The 23,427-nt window shown below is 63.0% G+C and carries 19 protein-coding genes and 2 pseudogenes; 8 read left to right on the top strand and 13 right to left on the bottom strand.

The features are described 5' to 3' along the window. Positions 1-1,353: a 3-oxoacyl-ACP reductase gene (locus tag APH44_RS26015; protein WP_054895197.1), complete on the bottom strand. Its 1,353-nt coding sequence runs from the start codon at positions 1,351-1,353 to the stop codon at positions 1-3. 162 nt (positions 1,354-1,515) lie between these two features. Here APH44_RS26015 and APH44_RS26010 point away from each other — a divergent pair, with 162 nt between their 5' ends. From APH44_RS26010 to APH44_RS26000, 3 genes are all read left to right on the top strand, one after another. Further along, positions 1,516-2,793 carry an acetyl-CoA C-acetyltransferase gene (locus APH44_RS26010; protein ID WP_054895196.1) on the top strand — a complete coding sequence of 426 codons (1,278 nt, stop codon included), beginning with the start codon at positions 1,516-1,518 and terminating at the stop codon, positions 2,791-2,793. A gap of 39 nt (positions 2,794-2,832) precedes the next feature. Beyond that, positions 2,833-3,621 (top strand): helix-turn-helix transcriptional regulator, encoded by a 789-nt coding sequence (locus tag APH44_RS26005; protein WP_054895195.1) that lies wholly within the window; start codon positions 2,833-2,835, stop codon positions 3,619-3,621. Positions 3,622-3,945: 324 nt separating this feature from the next. After that, complete coding sequence (locus APH44_RS26000) at positions 3,946-5,907, top strand: autotransporter outer membrane beta-barrel domain-containing protein (RefSeq protein ID WP_177339353.1); 1,962 nt, start codon at positions 3,946-3,948, stop codon at positions 5,905-5,907. Between the two features lie 43 nt (positions 5,908-5,950). Here APH44_RS26000 and APH44_RS30810 read toward each other — a convergent pair whose 3' ends face one another. The 5 genes and pseudogenes from APH44_RS30810 to APH44_RS25980 all read right to left on the bottom strand — a co-directional run bounded on the left by APH44_RS30810 (position 5,951) and on the right by APH44_RS25980 (position 11,331). Beyond that, a complete protein-coding gene (locus tag APH44_RS30810; protein WP_371105613.1) occupies positions 5,951-6,679 on the bottom strand; it encodes a methyl-accepting chemotaxis protein in 729 nt (242 codons plus the stop codon). A 129-nt stretch (positions 6,680-6,808) separates the two neighbouring features. Next, positions 6,809-7,741: pseudogene (locus APH44_RS30805) on the bottom strand (cache domain-containing protein); the annotation flags it as partial. Between the two features lie 346 nt (positions 7,742-8,087). Further along, positions 8,088-8,492, bottom strand: coding sequence for a Cu(I)-responsive transcriptional regulator (gene cueR, locus APH44_RS25990; protein ID WP_054895192.1), 405 nt, complete (start codon positions 8,490-8,492; stop codon positions 8,088-8,090). Continuing rightward, a complete protein-coding gene (locus tag APH44_RS25985; RefSeq protein WP_054895191.1) occupies positions 8,489-10,891 on the bottom strand; it encodes a heavy metal translocating P-type ATPase in 2,403 nt (800 codons plus the stop codon). Before APH44_RS25985 ends, cueR begins: the two co-directional genes overlap by 4 nt. 53 nt (positions 10,892-10,944) lie before the next feature. Beyond that, the gene (locus APH44_RS25980; protein ID WP_054895190.1) at positions 10,945-11,331 is read right to left on the bottom strand and encodes a hypothetical protein; all 387 of its coding nucleotides are present in this window, start codon (positions 11,329-11,331) and stop codon (positions 10,945-10,947) included. A 146-nt stretch (positions 11,332-11,477) separates the two neighbouring features. On the opposite strand from APH44_RS25980, the gene APH44_RS25975 reads away from it, so the two are divergent. Both APH44_RS25975 and APH44_RS25970 read left to right on the top strand, forming a co-directional pair. After that, positions 11,478-11,675: a heavy-metal-associated domain-containing protein gene (locus tag APH44_RS25975; RefSeq protein ID WP_054895189.1), complete on the top strand. Its 198-nt coding sequence runs from the start codon at positions 11,478-11,480 to the stop codon at positions 11,673-11,675. Positions 11,676-11,803: 128 nt separating this feature from the next. After that, a complete protein-coding gene (locus tag APH44_RS25970) occupies positions 11,804-12,985 on the top strand; it encodes a multidrug effflux MFS transporter (RefSeq protein WP_054895188.1) in 1,182 nt (393 codons plus the stop codon). Here the strand turns inward: APH44_RS25970 and APH44_RS30505 are convergent. Then, positions 12,936-13,133 (bottom strand): hypothetical protein, encoded by a 198-nt coding sequence (locus tag APH44_RS30505; protein ID WP_081255318.1) that lies wholly within the window; start codon positions 13,131-13,133, stop codon positions 12,936-12,938. The two genes, APH44_RS25970 and APH44_RS30505, sit on opposite strands and share 50 nt — an antisense overlap. A 510-nt stretch (positions 13,134-13,643) precedes the next feature. Here APH44_RS30505 and APH44_RS25965 point away from each other — a divergent pair. After that, positions 13,644-14,357 carry a helix-turn-helix transcriptional regulator gene (locus APH44_RS25965; protein WP_054895187.1) on the top strand — a complete coding sequence of 238 codons (714 nt, stop codon included), beginning with the start codon at positions 13,644-13,646 and terminating at the stop codon, positions 14,355-14,357. Between the two features lie 32 nt (positions 14,358-14,389). Here APH44_RS25965 and APH44_RS25960 read toward each other — a convergent pair. The 6 genes and pseudogenes from APH44_RS25960 to APH44_RS25935 form a co-directional block, all read right to left on the bottom strand. Beyond that, positions 14,390-15,335 (bottom strand): annotated as a pseudogene (locus tag APH44_RS25960) (adenosine deaminase). 94 nt (positions 15,336-15,429) lie between these two features. Next, complete coding sequence (locus APH44_RS25955) at positions 15,430-16,785, bottom strand: 8-oxoguanine deaminase (protein ID WP_054895186.1); 1,356 nt, start codon at positions 16,783-16,785, stop codon at positions 15,430-15,432. Positions 16,786-16,905: 120 nt separating this feature from the next. Further along, entirely contained in the window at positions 16,906-17,592 is a 687-nt protein-coding gene (locus tag APH44_RS25950) for an SDR family oxidoreductase (RefSeq protein WP_054895185.1), read from the bottom strand. Positions 17,593-17,957: 365 nt separating this feature from the next. Next, positions 17,958-18,542: a YigZ family protein gene (locus APH44_RS25945; RefSeq protein ID WP_054895184.1), complete on the bottom strand. Its 585-nt coding sequence runs from the start codon at positions 18,540-18,542 to the stop codon at positions 17,958-17,960. 9 nt (positions 18,543-18,551) lie between these two features. Then, positions 18,552-19,214: a TetR/AcrR family transcriptional regulator gene (locus APH44_RS25940; RefSeq protein ID WP_054895183.1), complete on the bottom strand. Its 663-nt coding sequence runs from the start codon at positions 19,212-19,214 to the stop codon at positions 18,552-18,554. A gap of 72 nt (positions 19,215-19,286) precedes the next feature. After that, on the bottom strand, positions 19,287-20,204 hold the full coding sequence (locus tag APH44_RS25935) for a LysR family transcriptional regulator (protein WP_054895182.1): 918 nt from the start codon (positions 20,202-20,204) through the stop codon (positions 19,287-19,289). A 118-nt stretch (positions 20,205-20,322) separates the two neighbouring features. Here APH44_RS25935 and APH44_RS25930 point away from each other — a divergent pair, with 118 nt between their 5' ends. After that, entirely contained in the window at positions 20,323-21,669 is a 1,347-nt protein-coding gene (locus APH44_RS25930) for an aspartate aminotransferase family protein (protein WP_054895181.1), read from the top strand. Positions 21,670-21,735: 66 nt separating this feature from the next. Continuing rightward, positions 21,736-23,229: a CoA-acylating methylmalonate-semialdehyde dehydrogenase gene (locus tag APH44_RS25925; protein ID WP_054895180.1), complete on the top strand. Its 1,494-nt coding sequence runs from the start codon at positions 21,736-21,738 to the stop codon at positions 23,227-23,229. The last annotated feature ends 198 nt before the right edge of the window (positions 23,230-23,427 follow it).

Raw genomic sequence — 23,427 nt, 5'->3', positions numbered from 1 at the left:
TCATGCCCCCATCAGTGCTTGCCCGCAGACGCGCAGGTACTGGCCGCTGACCGCACCAGTGCCGGGCTGGGCGAGCCAGGCGACAGCCTCGGCGACGTCTTGTGGGCGTCCGCCCTGGCCCAGCGAACTCAGGCGACGGCCAGCCTCGCGCAGACCCATGGGCATGGCGGCGGTCATGTGGGTTTCGATGAAGCCGGGTGCCACTGCGTTGATGCTGATGCCGTGCGCACCGAGTTTAGGCGCCCATGCCTGGGCGAAACCGATCAGGCCGGCCTTGCTCGCGGCGTAGTTGGCCTGGCCCCGGTTACCGGCGATGCCACTGACCGAGGCGAGCAGCACGATGCGCGCGTTATCGTGCAACTGGCCGGCGTCGAGCAGGGCCTGGGTCAGCACCTGGGGAGCCTTGAGGTTCACTGCCATGACCGCGTCCCAGTATTCCGGGGTCATGTTGGCGAGGGTCTTGTCGCGGGTAATGCCGGCGTTGTGCACCACGATGTCGATGCCCTCAGGTAACCCTTCGAGCAATTTGGCCGAGGCATCGCTGGCGCAAATGTCCAGGGCCAGGGCGTGGCCGCCGATACGTGCGGCGAGAGCATCGAGGTCCTTCTGCGCGGGCGGCACGTCCAGCAGGATCACCTCGGCGCCGTCGCGGGCCAGGGTTTCGGCGATGGATGCACCAATACCGCGGGCAGCCCCGGTGACCAATGCGCGTTTGCCTGCCAGCGGTCGCGTCCAGTCCTGCACCTGGCTTGCACAGGCTTCAAGACGTAGCACCTGGCCGGAAATGAACGCGCTCTTGGGTGAAAGGAAGAACCGCAGCGCGCCTTCGAGCTGATCCTCCGCGCCGGACGCGACGTACAGCAGTTGCGCCGTTGCGCCGTTGCGCAGCTCCTTGGCCAGCGAGCGGCTGAAGCCTTCGAGGGCGCGCTGGGCGACGCTGGCCTGGGGCGCTTCGACCTGTTCAGGGGGGCGCCCGAGGATCACTACGTGGGCACAGGGTGCCAGGCTGCGCAACAGCGGCTGGAAGAATTCGCGCAACTGCCGAAGCTCATCGCTGTCGGACAGATGACTGGCATCGAACACTACGGCCTTGAGTTTCGGGCCGAGCCCGGCGACCCACGCGGGAGCCTCGAGGTCTTCGCCGGCAAAGCTGTAGCGCTCGTCGGTGAGTGCCGGGGCGATGGCTTCGACCTTGCGTACCAGCGGCCCGCCGCCCAGCACCAGCGCGCCTTCGATCGGGCGCAGGCGTCCGGCCTGCCAGCGCTCCAGCGGCGCCGGGCGCGGCAGGCCGAGGGCGTCGACCAGGCGGCGGCCGAGGTTGGAGTTGGCAAAGCCGAGATAGCGGTCACTCATGGTGCGGGTCTCCCTGAAGGCAAGCATGCAAGTGTGGACCATGTTTGTGGCAAGGTCGTTCGAATGCGGCAAAAACGCCTAGGCTGTAGCCAACCTAGCCGAAGTGACAGGCCTTGAGCCCGTCATCCAATCGGATCAAATTGTTTCAGGAGGAATCAGCGCATGCATTCACTTCGACGGGTCGCGATCCTGGGGGGCAACCGTATTCCCTTCGCCCGCTCCAATGGCGCCTACGCCACTGCCAGCAACCAGGCGATGCTCACTGCCACTCTCGAAGGCCTGGTGGAGCGTTACCGCCTGCATGGCCAGCGCCTGGGCGAGGTGGCGGCGGGGGCGGTGCTCAAGCATTCGCGGGACATGAACCTGACCCGCGAGTGTGTGCTCGGTTCACGCCTGTCGCCGCAAACCCCTGCCTACGATATCCAGCAAGCCTGTGGTACGGGCCTTGAGGCAGCGCTGCTGGTGGCCAACAAGATCGCCCTCGGGCAGATCGACAGCGGCATTGCCGGCGGCGTGGATACCACCTCGGACGCGCCGATCGCCATCAATGAAGGGCTGCGCCGAGTCTTGCTGCAGGCGAACCGGGGCAAGCAGTTGAGCGAGCGCTTGAAGCCCTTCCTGAAGGTGCGTCCGAGCTTCCTGAAACCTGAGTTTCCACGCAACGGCGAGCCACGCACTGGGCTGTCGATGGGCGAGCACTGCGAGCGCATGGCGCAGACCTGGCAGATCGGCCGTGCCGAACAGGATGAACTGGCACTGCTCAGTCATCGCCATCTGGCTGCGTCGTACACCGAAGGCTGGCACGACGACCTGCTCACGCCCTACCTCGGCCTGACCCGCGACAATAACCTGCGCCCGGACCTGACCCCTGAGCAGTTGGCCAAGCTCAGACCGGTGTTCGACAAGGGCGACAAAGGCACCCTGACTGCCGGCAACTCCACGCCGCTGACCGATGGCGCCTCGCTGGTGTTGCTGGGCAGCGAGGCCTGGGCCGAGGCGCGCGGGTTGCCTGTACTCGCCTATCTGGTCGATGGCGAGACCGCGGCGGTGGACTTCGTCAAAGGCCAGGAGGGGCTGCTGATGGCGCCGGTTCATGCCGTGCCGCGGCTGCTGGCGCGCAATGGCCTGAGCCTGCAGGACTTCGACTACTACGAAATCCACGAGGCCTTCGCGGCCCAGGTGCTCTGCACGCTCAAGGCCTGGGAGGACGAGCGCTACTGTCGCGACACCCTGGGGCTGGAGGGCGCGCTAGGGTCGATTGATCGCAGCAAACTCAACGTCAAGGGCAGCTCGCTTGCGGCAGGGCACCCGTTCGCCGCCACCGGCGGGCGCATTCTGGCCAACATGGCCAAGCTGCTGGCCACGGCGGGCAAGGGGCGCGGTTTGATCTCGATCTGCGCGGCGAGCGGGCAGGGGGGGACTGCGATCGTCGAGCGTTGAGGTGTTAACCTTGTCGGACCCACGACAATAAACAGTGCCATGCAGACCCTCGGACAGATTTCCGCCCCCCGCGCCATCCCCGACCTCGAGCAGCTGCCCAGGCCACTCTACGCCCGTGCCGAAAGCCTCGGCGCGGGTTCCTGGACCACCCGCCACCGGCACGATTGGGTGCAGTTTTCCTACGCGATCAGCGGTGTGCTGGGGGTCTACACCAGCGGTGGCAGCTACTTCGCGCCACCACAGTGGGGGGTATGGATCCCGGCCGGTCTCGAACACGAAGTGGTGACCTCGATGCAGGCCGAGATGCGCAGCCTGTATGTGCGTCGCGATGCCTGTACCTGGGCTGCCGACGAATGCCGGGTACTCGAAGTGACTCCTCTGGCGCGGGAGCTGATCAAGCAGTTCTGCCAGATGCCAGCGTCGTATCCCGAAGGCGACAGCGCCGAGGCGCGCCTGGTAGCCGTCTTGCTCGACCAGTTGCAGGCGTTGCCGCAGGTGGGGTTTTCGCTGCCGCTGCCACGCCATGCCGGGTTGCTCGCACTGTGCAATCAGTTGATCGCCGCGCCAGACCAGGCACAGACCCTGCAGCAATGGGCGCTGCAGTTGGGCTGCTCGGAGAAGACCCTGATGCGCCTGTTCCAGCGCGAAACGGGGCTGAGCTTCCGTAACTGGCGTCAGCGCATGCGGCTGTTGTCATCGCTGGCGTTGCTGGAGGCGGGGGAGAGCGTGACCGATGCAGCACTAGGCTGCGGGTATGACTCGACATCGGCCTATATCGCGGCGTTCAAGCAACTGTTCGGTGCGACGCCTGGGGAGCTTCGTTTCTAGCGACGACCGACCAAGTCTTACCCGGCGTTACTTCGAACGGTTAATGCGAACAACTCGCTTCTCACGTTCAATACGGAACTGTCTGACCGATCTTCCTTTTGCTCCAACGTAACGTCCGCCTCTCGAGCCAATATCCTGAGAGGCATTTCCATGACTGGATCACTGATTTTACTGCGGCGCCATCCGCTGGCGGCAACCCTGACGTTCATCTTGGGCGCAAGTCTGGCTGCCAATGCCGCGGACTTGGGGCCTGGCGAGTTTGCGCAGGTCTCCCCTGGAGACCCTGTCGAGGATTGGCACCTGGGCAGCGGAGCGCGTCTTGACGTGCGTCCGGGCGCCGAGACCGGGCGTATCACAGGGTTCGACGGCGGTCAGGTCAACGTCGAGGGTGCCAAGGTGAGTTCGACCGACAGGGCTGCGATCAGCATCGTGGACGGTGCGGTCAACCTGACCAACGCCACGGTAGTCAGCACAGGCTCCATCGGTATGGCCCTTGGAACGCTGGGCGATGACACTTTGACGTCTACGGCAATCTTGAGCGGCAGCAGTGTGCGCGGTGCCACCACTGGGGTGGAGTTGGACTCGGCTGATCTGCACGCGCGCAGTTCGCGCATCCACGGTGACAGAGCAGGTGTTGTACTCAAGGGCGGAACACTTGCGTTGCATGAAGGGACCGTGGTGTCGGGGGGCGTCGGCCTGGAAGTTGGTACACCGGAGTTCTGGCAAAAGGATCTGCCCAATGAGGTTGTTGTTCAAGCCAGTCTGATCGAGGGTCTGCAGGGTAGTGCGGTAGTGGTTCGTGACGCACAGGTGGACATCCGGGTGGCCGACGGAGGCCAACTCAAAGGCGCCAACGGCGTGCTGCTTGAGGTCATCGAGGGGGGCGAGGCCTCGCTTCACGTGAGCGACAGTCGCCTGGAAGGCGACATCCGCGTCGAGCAGGGTGCCAGTGCTGATATCACCCTGGACAATGCGGCGCAGTTACGAGGTCAGCTACATAATGTCCAGCAGTTGCAGATTGGCGCGCAGTCCAGGTGGGAGACGGTAGCGGACGCTCAGGTCGGCGCTCTCGACTTGCGCCAGGGTTCGGTAGTCGTGCAGTCAGGCAGTATTTTGCGAGCCGAGACCTTGCAAGGAGAAGGCACGTTCTGGCTCGACCATGGCCGCTTGCAGATAGACAGTCAGGCCAGCGGCAGCTTTGCCTTGCACCTGGCAAGTTCTGGCCATGAGCCACAGGGTCCGGTGGTCGGAATCGGCAGTGGTGATGCGACGTTCGATCTGGCATCCGGCCCGGTCGATGCAGGGGCCTTTGCTCACGAGTTGGTCCGCGAAGTTGACCAGTGGAGTTTGCGGCCACAGGTCGACATGCGGGGCAAGGCGAGACTGAGCAATGCCGGTGAGACGGCGATGGCGTTCGACAGTTCGCTTGAAGCCGCGTCGCAGGTCGAGTCCCGATGGGTTGTCGGACGCCTCGAAAAAATGCGGACCAATGGTGGTTCAGCCGGGTTGTGGATGCATACCGGCACGACCGGCTTTGATGTCGACAGTGCAGTCGGCACCCGCTACACCCAGCGCGTTGGTGGCTTTGCCCTGGGCGCTGATACTTTGCTCGATGATACTTGGCGGGTCGGTGCGGCAGTGGGGCTCAGTCATTCGGCGATTGGCCTGCAGCGCGGCTCATCTGCAACACTGAACAGCTACTTCTCCGCGTTGTATGCCGGTTGGGGCGACAACTCCGGTTACTACGCCGATGCTGCGCTCAAGCTCAACCTGTTCGATGGCACCCTTGATGCCCGGGCTCACGATGGACGCAAGGTGTCCGGCAATCGCCGTCAGGGGGGGTATGGGCTCACGCTGGAGACTGGTCGTCGCTTGAGCCTTGATCAAGGTTGGTATGTGCAGCCCTTTGTACAACTGAGTGCCGCGATCGTGCAGGGGCAGCGCAGCAGCTTGAGTAATGGGCTTGAGATCGAGTCATCCAACCAACACCTGAACATGGGGGCGCTCGGTATCAAGGGGGGGCGCGTCATCGTCTTGAACAATGGTCTGGAACTGTCGACCCATGGCCGCATCGCGGTGATGGACAACCTGGGCGGTACGCGCAGGGTCAGCCTCAACGGTCATGAACTCGACAACAGGTTCAGCAGCGGGCGCACCGAGATGGCATTGGGCGTATCGTCCGAGGTGCTGTCAGGCTGGACAATCAGCACGGAGATTGAGGCTGCCCGCGGGCGCAATGTTGATCAGCGTTATGGGATCAACCTCGGCCTGAGCCACTCGTTCTGAGTGAGGCGCGCCACACCGAGGGTTGCGGTGTGGCGCGTGAACTTCAGGTCCTGAACCGCCGCACCAACGCATCCAGCTCGTTGGACAACCCTTCCAGGCTCTGGGAGTCCTGCCGCGCCGCTTGTGCAAGCTCGGCCACCAACTGCGCATCGCCGTGAATCTGGCTGATATGCCGATTGATGTCCTCGGCCACCTGGTGCTGCTCTTCGGCGGCGGTGGCGATCTGAGTGTTCATGTCACGGATGATGTCTACCGACTCGCGGATCTGCCCGAAGCTGTCGCGCGCCAGGCCGATGCGGTTGACCGACTGCTGCGACACCTCAAGGCTGGCATGCATCTGCTCGGCCACCTCGGCGGTACGGTTGGCGAGGTTGCCCAGCAGCCCGTCGATCTCGGCGGTGGAGTCGGCGGTGCGCTTGGCCAGGGCGCGGACTTCGTCGGCTACCACGGCAAAGCCACGGCCCTGCTCTCCGGCGCGGGCCGCTTCGATGGCGGCGTTGAGTGCCAGAAGGTTGGTCTGCTCGGCGATCGAGCGGATGGTGCCGAGGATCGACTGGATCGCGTTGCTGTCGCGCTCCAGTTGCTGGATCGACTGCGCCGATTGCTCGATCTCCTGGCTCAGGCGGTCGACGCTCTGTACGGCCGCATCTATCTGCTGTTGCCCTTCGCGTGCCTGTTGCTGACCGCTGTCGGCCGACTGCGCGGCCTGACTGCAGGAGCGCGCCACTTCGTTGGCGGTGGCGACCATTTCATGGAAAGCAGTGGACACCATGTCCACCGCCTCGCGCTGACGGCCGGCGGCTTCGGCCATGTCGCCGGACACCCGGGTGGAGCTGGCCGAGGTGCTGAGGATCTTGCTGGCTGCGCCGCCGATATGCTGGATCAGGCTGCGGATCGCCCCCAGGAACTGGTTGAACCAGTTGGCCAGTTGTGCGGTTTCGTCGCTGCCTCGCACTTCGAGATTACGGGTCAGGTCGCCTTCGCCCTGGGCGATGTCTTCCAGGCCGCTGGTGACGCTGTTGATCGGCCGTACGATGAGCTTGGCGAAGGCAGCGCCAGCCACGGCGAAGACCGCCGCCAGCACCAGTGCGAGGGTGCCGATCAGCCAGGTCAGGCGGGTGGTGGTCTGCATCACCTCGTCCTGGCGTATCAGGCCGATGAAAGTCCAGCCCAGGCGCTCGTCGGGGTAGATGTTGGCCATGTAGCGCTCGCCGTCGAGTGTCACTTGGGCCAGGCCCTTGCCGGCCTTGGCCAGCTCGGCGTAGCCGCCACCGAAGCTTTCCAGCTGTTTGAAGTTATGGCTGGCGTCACGCGGGTCGACCATGACGTTGCCGTTGTTCTCCATCAGGATCAGATAGCCGCTGTCACCCAGCTTGATCTGCTTGACGATCTCGGTCAGCCCCTTGAGCGAGACGTCGATGTTGACCACGCCGCCCGGGCTACCGAGCTGGTTGGCCACGGTGCGCACGGTGCTGACCAGCACGGCGTCGTCGCCGGCCCAGTAGTAGGGCGCGGTGCGCAGGGTCTTGCCGGGGCTGGCCATGGCAGCCTGGAACCAGGGGCGGGTGCGTGGGTCGTAGCTGGCCATCTTCGGATCGCCCGGCCAGAACGCATAGCCGCCGTCTTTCACGCCGTAGGACACGTACGCGTAGTCGGGGTGGCTCTGGGCCAGGCGGGTGAACTGGTCGTACAGCGCCTTGTCCTGCTCGCCCAGGGGAATCTGCGCGGCGTCGGCGGCAATGTACTTCTTGAGATTGTCGGCGCTGGCGGTGACCAAGGGCTGGCTGGCGAGGTACTCGACGTTCTGCGCAATGCCCTGGAAGAAGATGTTCATCGCGTTGCCGACCTGGCGGATCTCCCGGCTGCTGCCATCCAGGAAGTCGTCCTGCGCTTCTTCACGCAGGTTCAGCACCACTACGGTGGCGACCAGAACGATAGGCAGGCCGGCAATGACGGCGAAGGCCCAGGTCAATTTTTGCTTGATGTTCATCCACGCTCCCGGATTTTTTCTTGTCGACGCATGAAACTGGTATACAGGGCATCGGCAGGGCGCAGGAATTTCTGAGTGAAACTCCCGTATTTATTGGATGAAACTTGATATTGAGGTCGGTTCGGCCAGGGATGGCTAATATGGCATACCAAAATGCTGCCGCGGGCCGTCAGGCAGCCCCCGGCAGCGCTCAGTGGCAGCATTCACCTTCGTTCGCCAGGTCCCTGAGAATCGGGCAGTCGGGGCGATCATCGCCCTGGCAGTGGGCGACCAGCTCGCTCAAGGTGTCGCGCAGGCTCACCATCTCCTCGATCCGCCGGTTCAGTTCGTCGATATGCTGTGTCGCCAGCGCCTTGACGTCGGCGCTGGCGCGCTGGCGGTCCTGCCAGAGCGTCAGCAGCCGGGACACTTCTTCCAGGGAAAATCCCAGGTCGCGCGAGCGCTTGATGAACGCCAGGCTGTGCAGGTCTTCCTGCTGGTACAGCCGATAGCCGCTGTCGCTGCGCAGCGCCGGCTTGAGCAGGCCGATGGACTCGTAGTAGCGGATCATCTTGGCGCTGAGCCCACTACGCCGGGCGGCTTGGCCGATGTTCATGGCGTCTCCTTCGAAACGATGCCGGTGGGCTTCCAGGTCTTGAGCCACAGGGCGTTGCTCACCACGCTGACGCTGGAGAGCGCCATGGCCGCGCCAGCCAGAACCGGGTTGAGGAAGCCAAAGGCGGCAAGCGGGATACCGATCAGGTTGTAGATGAACGCCCAGAACAGATTCTGACGGATCTTGGCGTAGGTCTTGTTGCTGATTTCCAGGGCCGCAGGTACCAGGCGAGGGTCGCCGCGCATCAGGGTGATGCCGGCGGCCTGCATTGCTACGTCCGTGCCGCCTCCCATGGCGATGCCGATGTCGGCGGCGGCCAGGGCCGGGGCATCGTTGATGCCGTCGCCGACCATGGCCACCACGGCGTTCTGCTTGAGTGCGTTGACGGTGGCGGCTTTGTCGGCTGGCAAGACTTCGGCGTGCACATCGTCGATGCCCAACGCCTTGGCGACCACCTTGGCGCTGCCGCGGTTGTCACCGGTCAACAGGTGACTGCTGATGCCCTGTGCGTGCAGTGCCGCGATCGCTTGCTCGGCGCCGGGCTTGAGGCTGTCACCAAAGGCGAACAACCCGAGCACGCGGGCATGCGGTGCGCGCTCGATCAACCACGACAACGTGCGACCTTCGGCTTCCCAGGCCTGGGCCTTATCGAGCAGGGCGCCGGGCTCGAGGCCGCTTTCGTCGAGCAGGCGTCGGTTGCCCAGGGCCAATACCCGGCCTTCGACCGTACCGGCGATGCCGCGCCCGGTGAGCGACTGGCTATCGCTTACCAGGGGAATCTCCAGCCCTTGCTCAGCGCCAGCATCCAGCACGGCCTTGGCCAGCGGATGCTCGCTGCCGCGTTGCAAGGCTCCGGCCAGGCGCAGCAGGTCGTGTGCATCGCCGACGGCGGCTTCGCTGTGGACGATGCGGGGGCTGCCGGAGGTCAGGGTGCCGGTCTTGTCGAAGACCACCCGATTGACTGCATGGGCTCGCTCCAATGCTTCGGCGTCCTTGATCAGGATGCCATGGCTGGCTGCCACACCGGTGCCGGCCATGATCGCCGCTGGTGTGGCCAGGCCCAGAGCGCAAGGGCAGGCGATCACCAGCACGGCCACGGCGTTGATCAGTGCGCTTTCCAGCGGTGCGCCGGCCAGCCACCAGCCGACCAGGGTGATCAAAGCCAGCACCAGCACTGCCGGGACGAACACTTGGCTGACCCGGTCGACCAGCTTCTGGATCGGTGCCTTGGCGGCCTGGGCGTCTTCGACCAGGCGAATGATCCGCGCAAGTACGGTTTCGGTGCCCAGGGCCAGGGTGCGCACCAGCAGGCGTCCTTCACCGTTGATCGCACCGCCGGTGACCTTGTCGCCGGGCTGTTTGGACACTGGCAAGCTTTCGCCGCTGATCAGCGCTTCGTCGGCGTGACTGCTGCCTTCGATCACCTCGCCGTCGACCGGGAAGCGCTCGCCGGGCTTGACCAGCACCAGATCGTCCAGGCGCAACTGGCTGATCGCTACGTCTTCCTCGCGGCCTTCGACCACGCGCAATGCGCGTTCGGGGCGCAGGGCTTCCAGGGCGCGAATGGCACTGGCGGTCTGGCGCTTGGCACGGCTTTCCAGGTATTTGCCCAGCAACACCAGGGCGATTACCACGGCCGAGGCTTCGAAATAGAGGTGAGGCTCCATGCCCACATGGGCCTGCGACCATTCATACAGGCTCAGGCCATAGCCAGCGCTGGTGCCGAGCGCCACCAGCAGGTCCATGTTGCCTGCGCCGGCACGCACGGCTTTCCAGGCGGCCTTGTAGAAGCGTGCGCCGAGGATGAACTGCACCGGTGTCGCCAGTACGAACTGAGCCCAGGCCGGCAACATCCAATGCAAGCCGAACGGCTGCACCAGCATTGGCAGTACCAGGGGCAGGGCCAGCAGCAGGGCGGCGATCACCGCGAGGCGTTCGTTGCGCAGGCGTCGCTGCGCGTCATGGCGATCGTCCTGGGCGGTACGTGGCAGGCTGGCGCTGTAGCCGGCCTTTTCCACGGCGCCGATCAAGGCGTCGTCGCTGACGCCCTCGAGTACCCTGAGGTGGGCGCGTTCGCTGGCCAGGTTCACGCTGACCTGCTCGACGCCGGACACCTTGCCCAGGGCGCGCTCGACGCGGCCGACACAGCTGGCGCAGGTCATGCCGCCCACCTGAAGTTCAAGGGTGCGGCTCGGCACGCTGTAGCCGGCCTTGCGCACGGCCTCGAGCAGGTCCGGCAGGCTTTCGGCCGGAGCCTGGACCCTGGCCTGTTCGGTGGCAAGGTTGACGCTGACCTGTTCGGCGCCGTTGACCTTACGCAGCGCGCGCTCGACGCGGCCGACGCAACTGGCGCAGGTCATGCCGCTGATCGGCAGGTCGAAGGTGGTTGATGCGGACATGGGCTTTCCTCCGTGATCGAGCCTGCAGCATCAAGCTTGCCATGTTGGTAAGGTCAATACCCCAGGCCGGCTCGCTTCAATTCCAGTCCATTCTGGCCCACGGCGATCCGGTATTTGTTGATCTGCCCCGCTTGCAGGTTGAGGCGGGTGCTGCGCTGGTCTTCGACGCCGGGTGCACAACCGGGCACCTGCCCGGGCAGCAGGCGCAGGCGCACGTCCACCGGTCCAGGCGGCAGGTTGAACGAGGTCGATTGTTCCTGGAACACACGGCCGGAAAGCTGGTCGTTGAGATACACACCGATTTCGCAGCTGGTGGCCACTTCCAGGCGTTCCCGGGAAATGATCAGCACGCTGTAGTCCGAATTGCCCTCGGCGCTGACCGGTGGCACGACGGCCACGGCACTCAGCAGCCCGACGAGGCCCAATGCTGCCCTGATCATGAAACTTCTCCTGGTTGCGAGTCGTCAAAAGCGCAGCTTGGCCGAGCCGCTCGCGGATTTCCAGCCCGGCCGTTTTGTGGAGAACTTGACCTTGCCATGATGGCAAGCTTGAAACTCTCCGCAAAACCCAGATGGAGGTAGTTCCAATGCAAGTCTTCAATGTGCAGGGCATGAGCTGCGGTCATTGCGTCAAGGCAGTGACCCGTGCGGTTCAGGAGCAGGATGCGACGGCGCAGGTGGAAGTCGACCTGGGCGCCAGACAGGTGCGGGTGCAGAGCCAACTCGGGGTGCAGCAGATCCTGGAAGCGATCCGTGAAGAGGGTTATCAGGTCGAGCCGGCCTGACGACGATGAACGGTGGTACCTGCTGCGGGTATCACCGTTTTCGGGCGTAACTGTTACAAAGCTTTTCATACCAGGCCGACCCCAGTGCAGTTAGACTAGCCCGTTGCTTAGCCTGCTATGGATTTCCGATGAACCTGCGCATCCTGTTGATCCTCGGCGCTCTCTCGGCCTTCGCGCCATTGGCGATCGACTTCTATCTCCCCGCGTTCCCTGCCATGGCCCAGGCCTTCGGCACCGATGAACAGCACGTCCAGACGACCCTGGCTGCCTATTTCCTTGGTTTGTCGCTTGGTCAACTGGCCTATGGTCCGATCGCCGACCGTTTCGGCCGACGCAAGCCACTGTTGTTCGGTATCAGCCTTTTCACCCTGGCGTCGCTCGCCTGCGCCTACGCCCCGGACCTCGATACTCTTGTGGTGGCGCGGTTCATCCAGGCATTGGGTGGGTGTGCGGGCATGGTGTTGTCGCGTGCCATCGTCGTCGACAAATGTGACGCGGTGGGGGCAGCCAAAGCGTTCTCGCAATTGATGCTGGTGATGGGGCTCGCGCCGATTCTCGCGCCAATGCTCGGTGGCGTGCTGATCAATGTGTCTGGCTGGCAGTCGATCTTCCTGGTGCTCAGCCTGTTCAGCGCCGCCTGCCTGCTGGCCGTGAGCCTGGGGCTGCCGGAAAGCCTGCCAGCCCATGTGCCCCGCCAGCCGCTGTCGGGTGCCTTGCGTCAGTACCTGCGGCTGCTGGGCGATCGGGTGTTCCTGGGGCATGCGCTGACGGGCGGCATCGCCATCGCCGGCATGTTCGCCTATATCGCCGGTTCCCCGTTCGTGTTCATCAAGCTCTATGGTGTACCGGCCGAGCATTACGGCTGGCTGTTTGGCACCAATGCTGCCGGTTTCATCCTCTGCGCCCAGGTCAACGCCCGACTGCTGGCCAAGCGCGGCCCTGCCTTCCTGCTGGCCCGGGCGGTATGGCTTTACCTGGCTGCCGGGTTGGTACTGCTGGGGGTGGCGCTGCTGCGTCCGACGCAGTTGTGGCCATTGCTGGTGCCGCTGTTCGTTTGCATCGCCAGCCTGGGCTGCATCATTCCCAACGCCTCGGCCTGTGCCATGAACGGGCAAGGGGCCAGGGCCGGCAGCGCGTCGGCATTGATGGGCAGCCTGCAGTTCAGCGTCGCCGCAGGCGCGGCAGCGCTGGTGGGGGTTCTGCATGATGGCAGCGCAGTGCCGATGGCCTTGGTGATCAGCTTGTGCGGTGTGCTGGTGGTCAATGTCGCGATGCTGACTCGACGCCTCCAGTCCAGGCAGGCTGCATGAGGGGGTGAGGGGCCTTCAGGCGTGTCTCCAGAACGGCGACGAATGCCCGGGCCTCCGCCTCGCTGCGAAAACTCACCACATGTTGATCGAGCTGTACCTGCCAGGGGCAGTTGGGGTGGCGGTTCGATGTACTGACGACAATCTTCATCGCGGCATCCTCCAGTCGGGGTGAGAGCGAAATCAGTGTAGCGCCGTCCCTATTGCCCGCCACATGCCGGGGTGACGTCCTGACTGACGGTCACCCGAGGGACGAAAGGCTGATTCAACCAAGATGCGAACCTTCGCTTTTTCTTGCCCTACTTGTGGAACTCGACTGTCGGCATTGTTCCTCTATTGTGGCCTTTATCTGGCAAGGAATCTGGCCAGGTCCGGGATGTTAGAGGGGATGCTGATAGCGCTTGTCATTTACCGGCGTATTTCGATTTCGCGAAGGGTGCTACTACCCTCGGTCTTGTGTCGCGAAACGTTGGCCAAACCCAACTAGTACAGGGCTTTCAGCGGCTTATACTTGCCCCCAGGAGCGGTTTCCCCACCAGGCGGTGCTTCCCACACTGCCTGACAGGCTGCAACCCACACTATCTGCTGCAACCTCTGGCCATTCCCACTGCCATGATGGCCATTGGATAAAAAACGGACCTTGCAATGGAGTTGATAGAGTATGAAAGCAGTCAGCAGTATCAGTCAGATCGCCGGTCTGATGGCCGAGCCCAAGCGCAGTGCCATGCTCTGGGCCCTGATCGATGGATCTTCTCGGCACGCTGACGAGTTGGCACTCATGATTGGCGTTACGCCGTCATCGGCCTGCGCGCACTTGTCTTTGTTGTCGGCTGCCGGCCTGCTGCGCCTCGAGGCACGTGGGCGCAAGCGCTATTTTCGACTGGCCACCCCCGAGGTGATCGCCGCGGTCGAGGCACTGGCCAGCGTGCAGCTTGGCGGCCGTGGCGAATGCCAGGGATCGGTCAGGCCGTTGCAGGTGCCGCTGTCGTTGCGCAGGGCGCGACGTTGTGGCGATCACCTGGGTGGCGAAATTGCGGTAGACCTGTATCGGCGCATGGTGTCCGCTGGTTGGTTGGAGGGCAATGACCTGCACCCTACCGTGAGCCTGGAAGGGCGTGTGCAACTGGCCGCGATTGGCGTCTACATCGATGCGCTGGCGACGCGCCAGCGCGGTGCTTGTGTGGTCTGCCACAGCAGCGAGTGGAGTGACAACGGCCCCCACCTGGGCGGTGGTGTCGGGCAAGCGATGCTCAGGTTGTTCATGCAGTCTGGCTGGATACGCGAGCAGGAGGGGTCACGCGTGATGCAGATTTCTTCCCTGGGTATTCAAGAGATCAACCGTATCGCGAGGGTGCCGGCATTGCAGGTGGGCTGAAGTGCCCCTTTAATGCCGGCTGTGCTCGTCACTCAAACCAGACGTGCATCCAGGCTGTTCTGTGCCAGGCGCTTTGCCTGCTCTTGAGACATGCCCAGATGCTGGTACAAGGCGTGGAAGTTTTCCGTGACATATCCGCCGAAGTAGGCCGGATCGTCGGAGTTCACCGTGACCTTGACCCCACGCTCGAGCATGTCGAGGATGTTGTGCTGACTCATATGATCGAACACGCAGAGCTTTGTTCGACAGCGGGCAGACGGTCAGCGGAATCTGCTCGTCGATGATGCGTTGCATCAGCCGCTCATCTTCGATAGCTCGCACGCCGTGGTCGATGCGCTTGATTTTCAGCAGGTCGAGGGCTTCCCAGATGTACTCGGGCGGCCCTTCCTCGCCGGCGTGGGCAACGGCGACCAGGCCTTCGTTGCGGGCTCGGTCGAAGACGCGCTGGAACTTGCTTGGTGGATGGCCTTTCTCCGAGCTGTCCAGGCCCACGGCAATGAAGGCATCGCGGAATGGCAGGGCCTGGTCGAGGGTCTTCTCGGCCTCCGCCTCGCTGAGGTGACGCAGGAAGCTCAGGATCAGGCCGCTGCTGATGCCCAACTGTTCGCGACCATCCTTGAGCGCCTGGTTGATGCCGCCGAGCACCACCTCGAAGGGGATACCCCTGTCGGTATGGGTCTGTGGGTCGAAAAAGGGTTCGGTGTGGATGACGTTCTGCGCCTTGCAGCGTTGCAGGTAGGCCCAGGTCAGATCGTAGAAGTCCTGCTCGGTGCGCAGTACATCAGCGCCCTGGTAGTAGAGGTCGAGAAACTCCTGCAGGTTGTTGAACGCGTAGGCGCTGCGCAGCGTCTCCACGTCGGCCCAGGGCAGGGCGACCTTGTTGCGTTCGGCAAGGGCGAACAGCAGTTCCGGCTCCAGCGAACCTTCCAGGTGCATATGCAGTTCGGCCTTGGGCAAGGCATTGAGCCAGTCATACATAGGGTGTGATCTCGAATCAGGTACGGTTGGCCGACATTCTACAGGGCTATGCGCTATTCGGTAGGGCGGGGCTGACCGACAGCCCCGCTGTGCTTCAACCGGCGATCAATGCGGCTGCCGCCTGACGATGGTCGGCGATCAGGCCCTGGACATCGAGTCCCTCGATCTGGCCATCGATCACGCGCCAGTGTCCGCCGACCATGACTCGGTCAGCCCGGTCCGCCGCGCACAGCAGCAGCGCCGACAGCGGATCGTGGCTTCCGGAGAAACGCAGTTCGTCGAGCTTGAACAACGCCAGATCCGCCTGCTTGCCCACCGCCAGCTCTCCAATGTCGCTACGGCCCAGCAGTTGCGCCGAGCCACGGGTTGCCCAGCCCAGCGCGCGCTCGGGCGTGATCTGCTCGGCGCCGTAGCGCAAGCGTTGCAGGTAGAGGGCCTGGCGCGCTTCGAGGATCATGTTCGAGGCATCGTTGGACGCCGAGCCGTCTACACCCAGGCCGACTGCGGCCCCGGCCGCTTCGAGCTCGATGGTCGGGCAGATTCCCGAGGCCAGGCGCATGTTCGAGTTCGGGCAATGGCAGATGCCGGTGCCGGCAGCGCCCAGGCGCGTGATTTCGTCGGGGTTGAAATGGATACCATGGGCCAGCCAGGTGCGTGGGCCGAGCCAGCCGACGCTGTCCAGATAGTCCACGGTGCGCAGGCCGAAGCGCTGCAGGCAGAAGTCTTCCTCATCGAGTGTTTCGGCCAGGTGGGTATGCAGGCGCACGTCCAGCTCTTCGGCCAGGCTGGCGCTGGCGCGCATGATCTCTGGCGTGACCGAGAAGGGTGAGCAGGGCGCCAAGGCGATCTGGATGCGCGCGCCTTCGCCACGCTCATGATAACTGTGGATAAGTCGCTGACTGTCGGCCAGGATCACTTCGCCTTGTTGCACTGTCTGCTGCGGGGGCAAGCCGCCGTCCGCTTCACCCAGGCTCATCGAGCCGCGGGTCAGCATGGCGCGCATGCCGAGCTTGCGTACGACCTCTACCTGTACGTCGATGGCGTGGTCCAGACCTTCCGGGAACAGGTAATGGTGATCGGCGGCGGTGGTGCAACCCGACAGCAGCAGCTCGGCCAGTGCAACCTCGCTGGCGAGCGCCAGTTTTGCCGGGGTTAGCCGTGCCCACACCGGGTAGAGGGTCTTGAGCCAGGGAAACAGTGGTTGGTTGACCACAGGAGCCCATGCGCGGGTGAGGGTCTGGTAGAAGTGGTGGTGAGTGTTGATCAGGCCAGGCAGTACCACGTGCTCACGGGCATCGAACACTTGGTCACAGGCGGTGTTGGGTTGTTCGCCGAGTGCGAGCAGTTGGCTGATGCGGCCGTTTTCAATGACCAGGCCACCGCGGGCATCGGTGCCGTTGGCAGTGAAGATGGCAAGGGGGGATTTCAACCAGATACGGGTCGCAGGCATGGTGCCGGCTCCTCTGAAAGTGGGTTCAGGGTTAGCCAGCTCAGTGTTGCCCTGTCTGCTGATCCAGGTCCGCCGCGAGGCGAGGCATCGAGTCTACTGCCTCGCCACGTGGCTTTCAATTCACCAGGTCAGGGCGTCACCCTTGTAGTTGATAAAGCGCAGGCCGCCCTGGCCGCTTTGCTCGTTGATCCGGTCGAGCATGCCGCGTGTGCTGGTGAACACGTCGATTTCCGCGTTCTCGCCGCCCATGTCGGTCTTCACCCAGCCTGGGTGCATGGCCAGCACGCTCAGGTCGGACCGCTGCAACTCAACCACGAAGCTGTTGATCATCGAGTTGAGTGCGGCCTTGCTGGCCTTGTACAGGCAGATCTCGTTGCCATCCGGGCTGGTCACGCTACCCAGGCCCGAGCTCATGAACGCCAGCACCCCGGTGTTTTCTCGGATCTGCCCGACCAGGCGACGCGCCACACGGATGGGCGCAACGGCATTGGTCATGAACAGGTCGCCGATCTGCGTGTTTTGCACGGTTTCCAGGTCTTGTGGCAACGGTCCCATGACTCCGGCATTGACGAAGACCAGGTCGAAAATCTCGCCTTGCACACGCTGCTTGAGGTCGTCGAGCAAGGCGGTATCGTTCATTTCCAGGGATTCGATGCGCACACCTGCGACATCTTTCAGGGCACCCGGCTTGCTTGCATCGCGCACGGTGGCTGTCACGTTCCAGCCGTCTTCACGCAGACGTTGTACCAAGCCCAGTCCCAATCCGCGGGAGGCGCCGATGATGAGGGCGTTTTTGCTTGTGGACATGTGGATGCTCCGAGGTCGCTTGAAGAAGGGTATCGAGGATACTCCAGGCGGGGGCGACTCGCCTGCGTTGCGTTTGTACAAAAAATGATCAGACGCGCCGCGCCGTGTGCTGGTGGGCGCCCTGCCTGTTGGCGCACGGGTTATCCACAGGCTGTTCCACAGTTATTGTGTGCAAGCGCGTGGGCAGCGGGAAAGCTCGTGAAAACCGGGCGATGGGGATAACTCTCCGGGTTTCAGTCGTTTGCGGGTGTCATCAAACAATGATCAAAATATGCTCAATCGGCTGAAAGCCATACGTGGCAAGGCTTGCCAAAGAATGCCCCAAGCTTATCCACAGGCAGGCCCACAGCAGTTGTGGGCACCTTTCAGCGAGGTTCGAGACGAATCCGGCCACGGCTGAGGTCGGCCAATTGCTGCTGGAAGGTCTGTACGTGCTCTTCCCCCAGCGCCAGGAGTAGATCGACGCCGTTTGCCGTGAACTGTTCGTCCAGCACCAGCCCGTCGGCCTCGGCCAGGCGCAGCTTGAGCAAGGCCAGTTCGCTGAACGTGCAACTGCAGGTGAATTCGCTGCGCTGTACCAGCAGCCGTTTCGGCGCCTGTTGCAAGCATTTGTTGGCACCCCCGCCATAGGCACGGGCCAGGCCTCCGGTGCCGAGCTGGATACCGCCATACCAGCGGATGACCAGCACCACCACCTGATCGCAGTCCTGGGCTTCGATCGCCGCAAGAATTGGACGTCCGGCGGTGCCGCCCGGCTCGCCATCATCGCTGCTGCGGTATTGCGCGCCTATTTTCCAGGCCCAGCAATTGTGGGTGGCGGCCAGGTCGCTGTGACGTTCGATGAAGCTCATCGCCTCGGCGGCACTGCCGACAGGGCCGGCGAGGGTGATGAAGCGGCTCTTGCGGATATCTTCGCGGAACTCGCAGAGCTCAAGCAGGGTAGAGGGCATAGGTCCGGGTCAGGCGGGCGGGGTGATGCCGCAGCCTTTGAGAATGATGTGGATAAGGTTGTTGCTGGCGTCTTCCATGTCCTGCTTGGTCAGGCGGCTGCGGCCGGTGACCTGGCAAATCTGGGTGGCGAAGTCGGCGTAGTGCTGGGTACTGCCCCAGAGCAGGAAGATCAGGTGCACAGGGTCTACCCGGTCCATCTTGCCGGCCTCGATCCAGGCCTGGAACACTGCGGCGCGCCCGCGGAACCACTCGCGGTAGTCGGCGCTGAAGTATTCGCTCAGGCACTGGCCGCCGCTGATCACTTCCATGGCGAAGATCCGAGATGCCTGCGGGTTGCGCCGGGAGAACTCCATCTTGGTGCGAATGTACTGGCTCAACGCCACGGCTGGGTCGTCCTCGACGCTCAAGGCGTTGAAGGTGCTGTCCCACAATTCGATGATGTTACTGAGCACGGCAATATAAAGGCCGAGCTTGTTGGTGAAGTAGTAGTGCAGGTTGGCTTTGGGCAGGTTGGCCTTCAGCGCGATGGTGTTCATGCTGGTGCCCTTGAAGCCATGACGGGCGAATTCGTCCTCGGCGGCCTGGATGATGGCCTGTTCGTTCTTTTGGCGAATGCGGCCGGCGGGCTTGCCCGAGGCGGAGAGGCGATGCGCAGGGACTTCAAAGGTCATGGACGTTTCCGTACGGGGTCTGTGGGCAACGGATGTCGGACAGATTACCTGCCTGTGCCGAAGTGACAAGCATTAGCGCGTTGCCGCAAGGCTTTCGAGAAAACTTTCCAGCACCAGATTCGGACGCCGTCCCTTGCGCGTCACCCAGCTCAGGCTCAGGTCATAGAAGCGTTGCGTCGGTTTCAGTGCCCGCAGGCGGCCCTGCTGGACCCAGAACATGGCGTAGTGATCGGGCAGGTAGCCGATGTAGCGCCCGGTGAGGATGAGAAAGGCCATGCCCTCGCGGTCCGAGGCGCTGGCGGTGCAGTTCAGTGCCTGGTAGTGCGCCTGGATATCGGCTGGCAAGCGGAAGGTCGGAGCGATGGCTTCCTGGCTGTTGAGGCGCTGATCGTCGATTTTCTGGTCCTCGGCATAGAACAGGGGGTGGCCGACTGCGCAGTAGAGCAATGAACGTTCGCTGTACAGGGGCTGGTATTCCAGGCCCGAGAGCGGGCTGGTCTGCGGCACCACGCCGACATGCAGGCTGCCGTCCAGCACCCCTTGTTCGACCTGGCTCGGGGCGATCATGCGAATCTGGATGCGCACATCCGGCCCACGATCCTTGAGCTCAGCCAGCGCGTGGGTGATGCGCATGTGAGGCAAGGTAACCAGATTGTCGGTCAGGCCGATATTGAGTTCGCCACGCAGGTGCTGGTGCAGTCCGTTGACCTCGGTGCGAAAGCTCTCAAGGGCGCTGAGCAGTTGCAGCGCCGAGTGGTAGACCTCGCGGCCTTCTTCGGTGAGCGAAAAGCCTGCTCGGCCACGCTGGCACAAGCGCAAGCCCAGGCGCTGTTCCAGGTCGTTCATCTGCTGGCTGATGGCCGAGCGCCCGATACCCAGTACGTTTTCCGCCGCCGAAAAGCCGCCGCACTCGACGACACTGCGGTAAATCTTCAGCAGACGAATATCGAAATCGCTGACTTGCGCGAGGGGATCGGGGCGACGACTCATAAGTTTAGTCCGCTGCTAACTGAAGATTAGAAATGTTGGCTTTTTCAGACTTTATCCCCGTGACAATTTAGCTGCAACAACACCCATCGTTGCCTAGTCGTCTTCCGAGGAACCGCCGATGAACATGCCCGAAACCGCCCCGTCCGGCCTGGCCAGCCAGCTCAAGCTGGATGCTCACTGGATGCCCTACACCGCCAACCGCAACTTCCAGCGTGATCCACGCCTGATCGTGGCCGCCGAAGGCAATCACCTGGTTGACGACAAGGGGCGCAAGATCTTCGACGCACTGTCGGGCCTGTGGACCTGCGGCGCCGGGCACACCCGCAAGGAAATCACCGACGCGGTGACGCGCCAGCTGAGCACACTGGATTATTCGCCGGCCTTCCAGTTCGGCCATCCGCTGTCGTTCCAGCTGGCCGAGAAGATCGCCGAGCTGACGCCGGGCGACCTCAACCATACCTTCTATACCAACTCCGGCTCGGAGTGCGCCGACACCGCGCTGAAGATGGTGCGTGCCTATTGGCGCCTGAAAGGCCAGGCGACCAAGACCAAGATCATCGGTCGTGCCCGTGGTTACCACGGCGTGAACATCGCTGGCACCAGCCTGGGTGGGGTCAATGGCAACCGCAAGATGTTCGGCCAACTGCTGGATGTCGACCATCTGCCTCACACCGTGCTTCCGGTGAACGCTTTCTCCCGCGGCATGCCGGAGGAGGGCGGTATCGCCCTGGCCGAGGAGATGCTCAAGCTGATCGAATTGCATGACGCTTCGAACATCGCCGCTGTGATCGTCGAGCCGCTGGCCGGTTCCGCTGGCGTGCTGCCTCCGCCGAAGGGTTATCTGAAACGTCTGCGTGAAATCTGCACCCAGCACAACATCCTGCTGATCTTCGATGAAGTGATCACTGGCTTCGGTCGTATGGGTGCGATGACCGGCTCCGAAGCCTTCGGCGTCACTCCGGATCTGATGTGCATCGCCAAGCAGGTGACCAACGGCGCCATCCCGATGGGGGCGGTGATCGCCAGCAGCGAAATCTACCAAACCTTCATGAACCAACCGACGCCGGAGTACGCCGTGGAATTCCCCCATGGCTACACCTATTCGGCTCACCCTGTGGCCTGCGCTGCCGGTATCGCTGCGCTGGACCTGCTGCAGAAGGAAAACCTGGTGCAATCCGCCGCCGAACTGGCGCCGCATTTCGAGAACCTGCTGCACGGCGTGAAGGGCACCAAGAATGTCGTCGACATTCGTAACTACGGCCTGGCTGGCGCGATCCAGATCGCAGCGCGCGATGGCGATGCGATCGTGCGTCCATACGAGGCGGCCATGAAACTGTGGAAGGCCGGCTTCTATGTCCGCTTCGGGGGGGACACCCTGCAGTTCGGCCCAACCTTCAATACCAAGCCGCAGGAACTGGATCGTCTGTTCGACGCGGTAGGCGAAGCCCTGAACCAGATCGACTGATCTTTCCGACGCTGACGACAGGCGCCTGAGCGCGCCTGTTCAAACCTTCTTTATCTGGAGTTCTGCATGAGCATCGTTCAGCACCTGATCAATGGTGAGCTGGTTTCCAAGGGCGGTCGCACCGCCGATGTCTTCAACCCGTCGACCGGCCAGGCTACGCGCAAGGTCGAACTCGCCAGCCGCGCCACCATCCAGGAAGCCATCGACTCGGCCAAGGCCGCATTCCCGGCCTGGCGCAACACGCCCCCGGCCAAGCGCGCCCAGGTGATGTTCCGCTTCAAGCAATTGCTGGAGCAGAACGAGGCGCGCATTTCGCAGATGATCAGCGAAGAGCACGGCAAGACGATCGAGGATGCCGCTGGCGAACTGAAGCGCGGTATCGAGAACGTCGAGTTCGCCTGTGCTGCGCCCGAGATTCTCAAGGGTGAATACAGCCGCAACGTCGGCCCGAATATCGACGCCTGGTCCGACTTCCAGCCGCTGGGCGTGGTGGCTGGCATTACCCCGTTCAACTTCCCGGCGATGGTGCCGCTGTGGATGTACCCACTGGCGATCGTCTGTGGCAACGCCTTCATCCTCAAACCGTCGGAGCGTGACCCGAGCTCGACCCTGTTCATTGCCCAACTGTTGCTGGAGGCCGGCCTGCCCAAGGGCATCCTCAATGTGGTGCACGGCGACAAGGAAGCGGTGGATGCGCTGATCGAAGCACCTGAAGTCAAGGCCCTGAGCTTCGTGGGTTCGACACCGATCGCAGAATACATCTATGCCGAAGGCACCAAGCGCGGCAAGCGTGTGCAGGCGTTGGGTGGTGCGAAGAACCATGCGGTGCTGATGCCCGATGCCGAGCTGGACAATGCGGTGAGCGCCCTGATGGGTGCGGCCTATGGTTCATGTGGCGAGCGCTGCATGGCGATCTCGGTGGCGGTGTGCGTGGGCGACCAGGTCGCCGATGCGCTGATCGCCAAGCTGGAGCCACAGATCAAGGCGCTGAAGATTGGTGCCGGCACTTCCTGCGGGCTGGACATGGGGCCGTTGGTCACTGCTGCTGCACGTGACAAGGTCGTAGGCTATATCGACGATGGCGTGGCTGCGGGTGCCAAGCTGGTGGTGGATGGCCGTGGCCTGCGTGTTGCGGGTAACGAGGACGGTTACTTTGTCGGCGGCACGCTGTTCGACAAGGTCACCCCTGAGATGCGCATCTATAAGGAAGAGATCTTCGGCCCAGTGCTGTGTGTGGTTCGGGTGCAGAGCCTGGAAGAGGCGATGCAACTGATCAACGATCACGAATACGGTAACGGCACCTGTATCTTCACCCGTGACGGTGAAGCGGCGCGTTTGTTCTGTGATGAGATTGAAGTAGGCATGGTAGGGGTGAACGTGCCGCTGCCAGTGCCGGTGAGCTATCACAGCTTTGGTGGCTGGAAGCGTTCGCTGTTTGGTGATCTGCACGCCTATGGGCCGGATGGCGTGCGCTTCTATACCCGTCGCAAGGCGATTACCCAGCGTTGGCCGCAGCGCAAGAGCCATGAAGCGTCGCAGTTTGCGTTCCCGAGCTTGTAAGGTTGTGGTGATGTGAGAAGCGGGGAGGCCGACAGGCCTCCCCGCTGTGTTTTCAGCGATCTGAAAGATTCTTGAAATAAAAGGTTGACGGCCTCTCAGATCCCCTTATAATGCGCCCCACTTCCGCAGCAAACGGAACGCAAAACTTCTTGTTAGTCAACAAGTTAAGCGAGTTCGGTAAGGCGTGAAAGGCTTCGG

Source organism: Pseudomonas sp. NBRC 111143, assembly GCF_001320965.1.
Taxonomy (GTDB): Bacteria; Pseudomonadota; Gammaproteobacteria; order Pseudomonadales; family Pseudomonadaceae; genus Aquipseudomonas; species Aquipseudomonas machongensis.
This window is presented reverse-complemented; position numbering and strand designations above follow the sequence as displayed.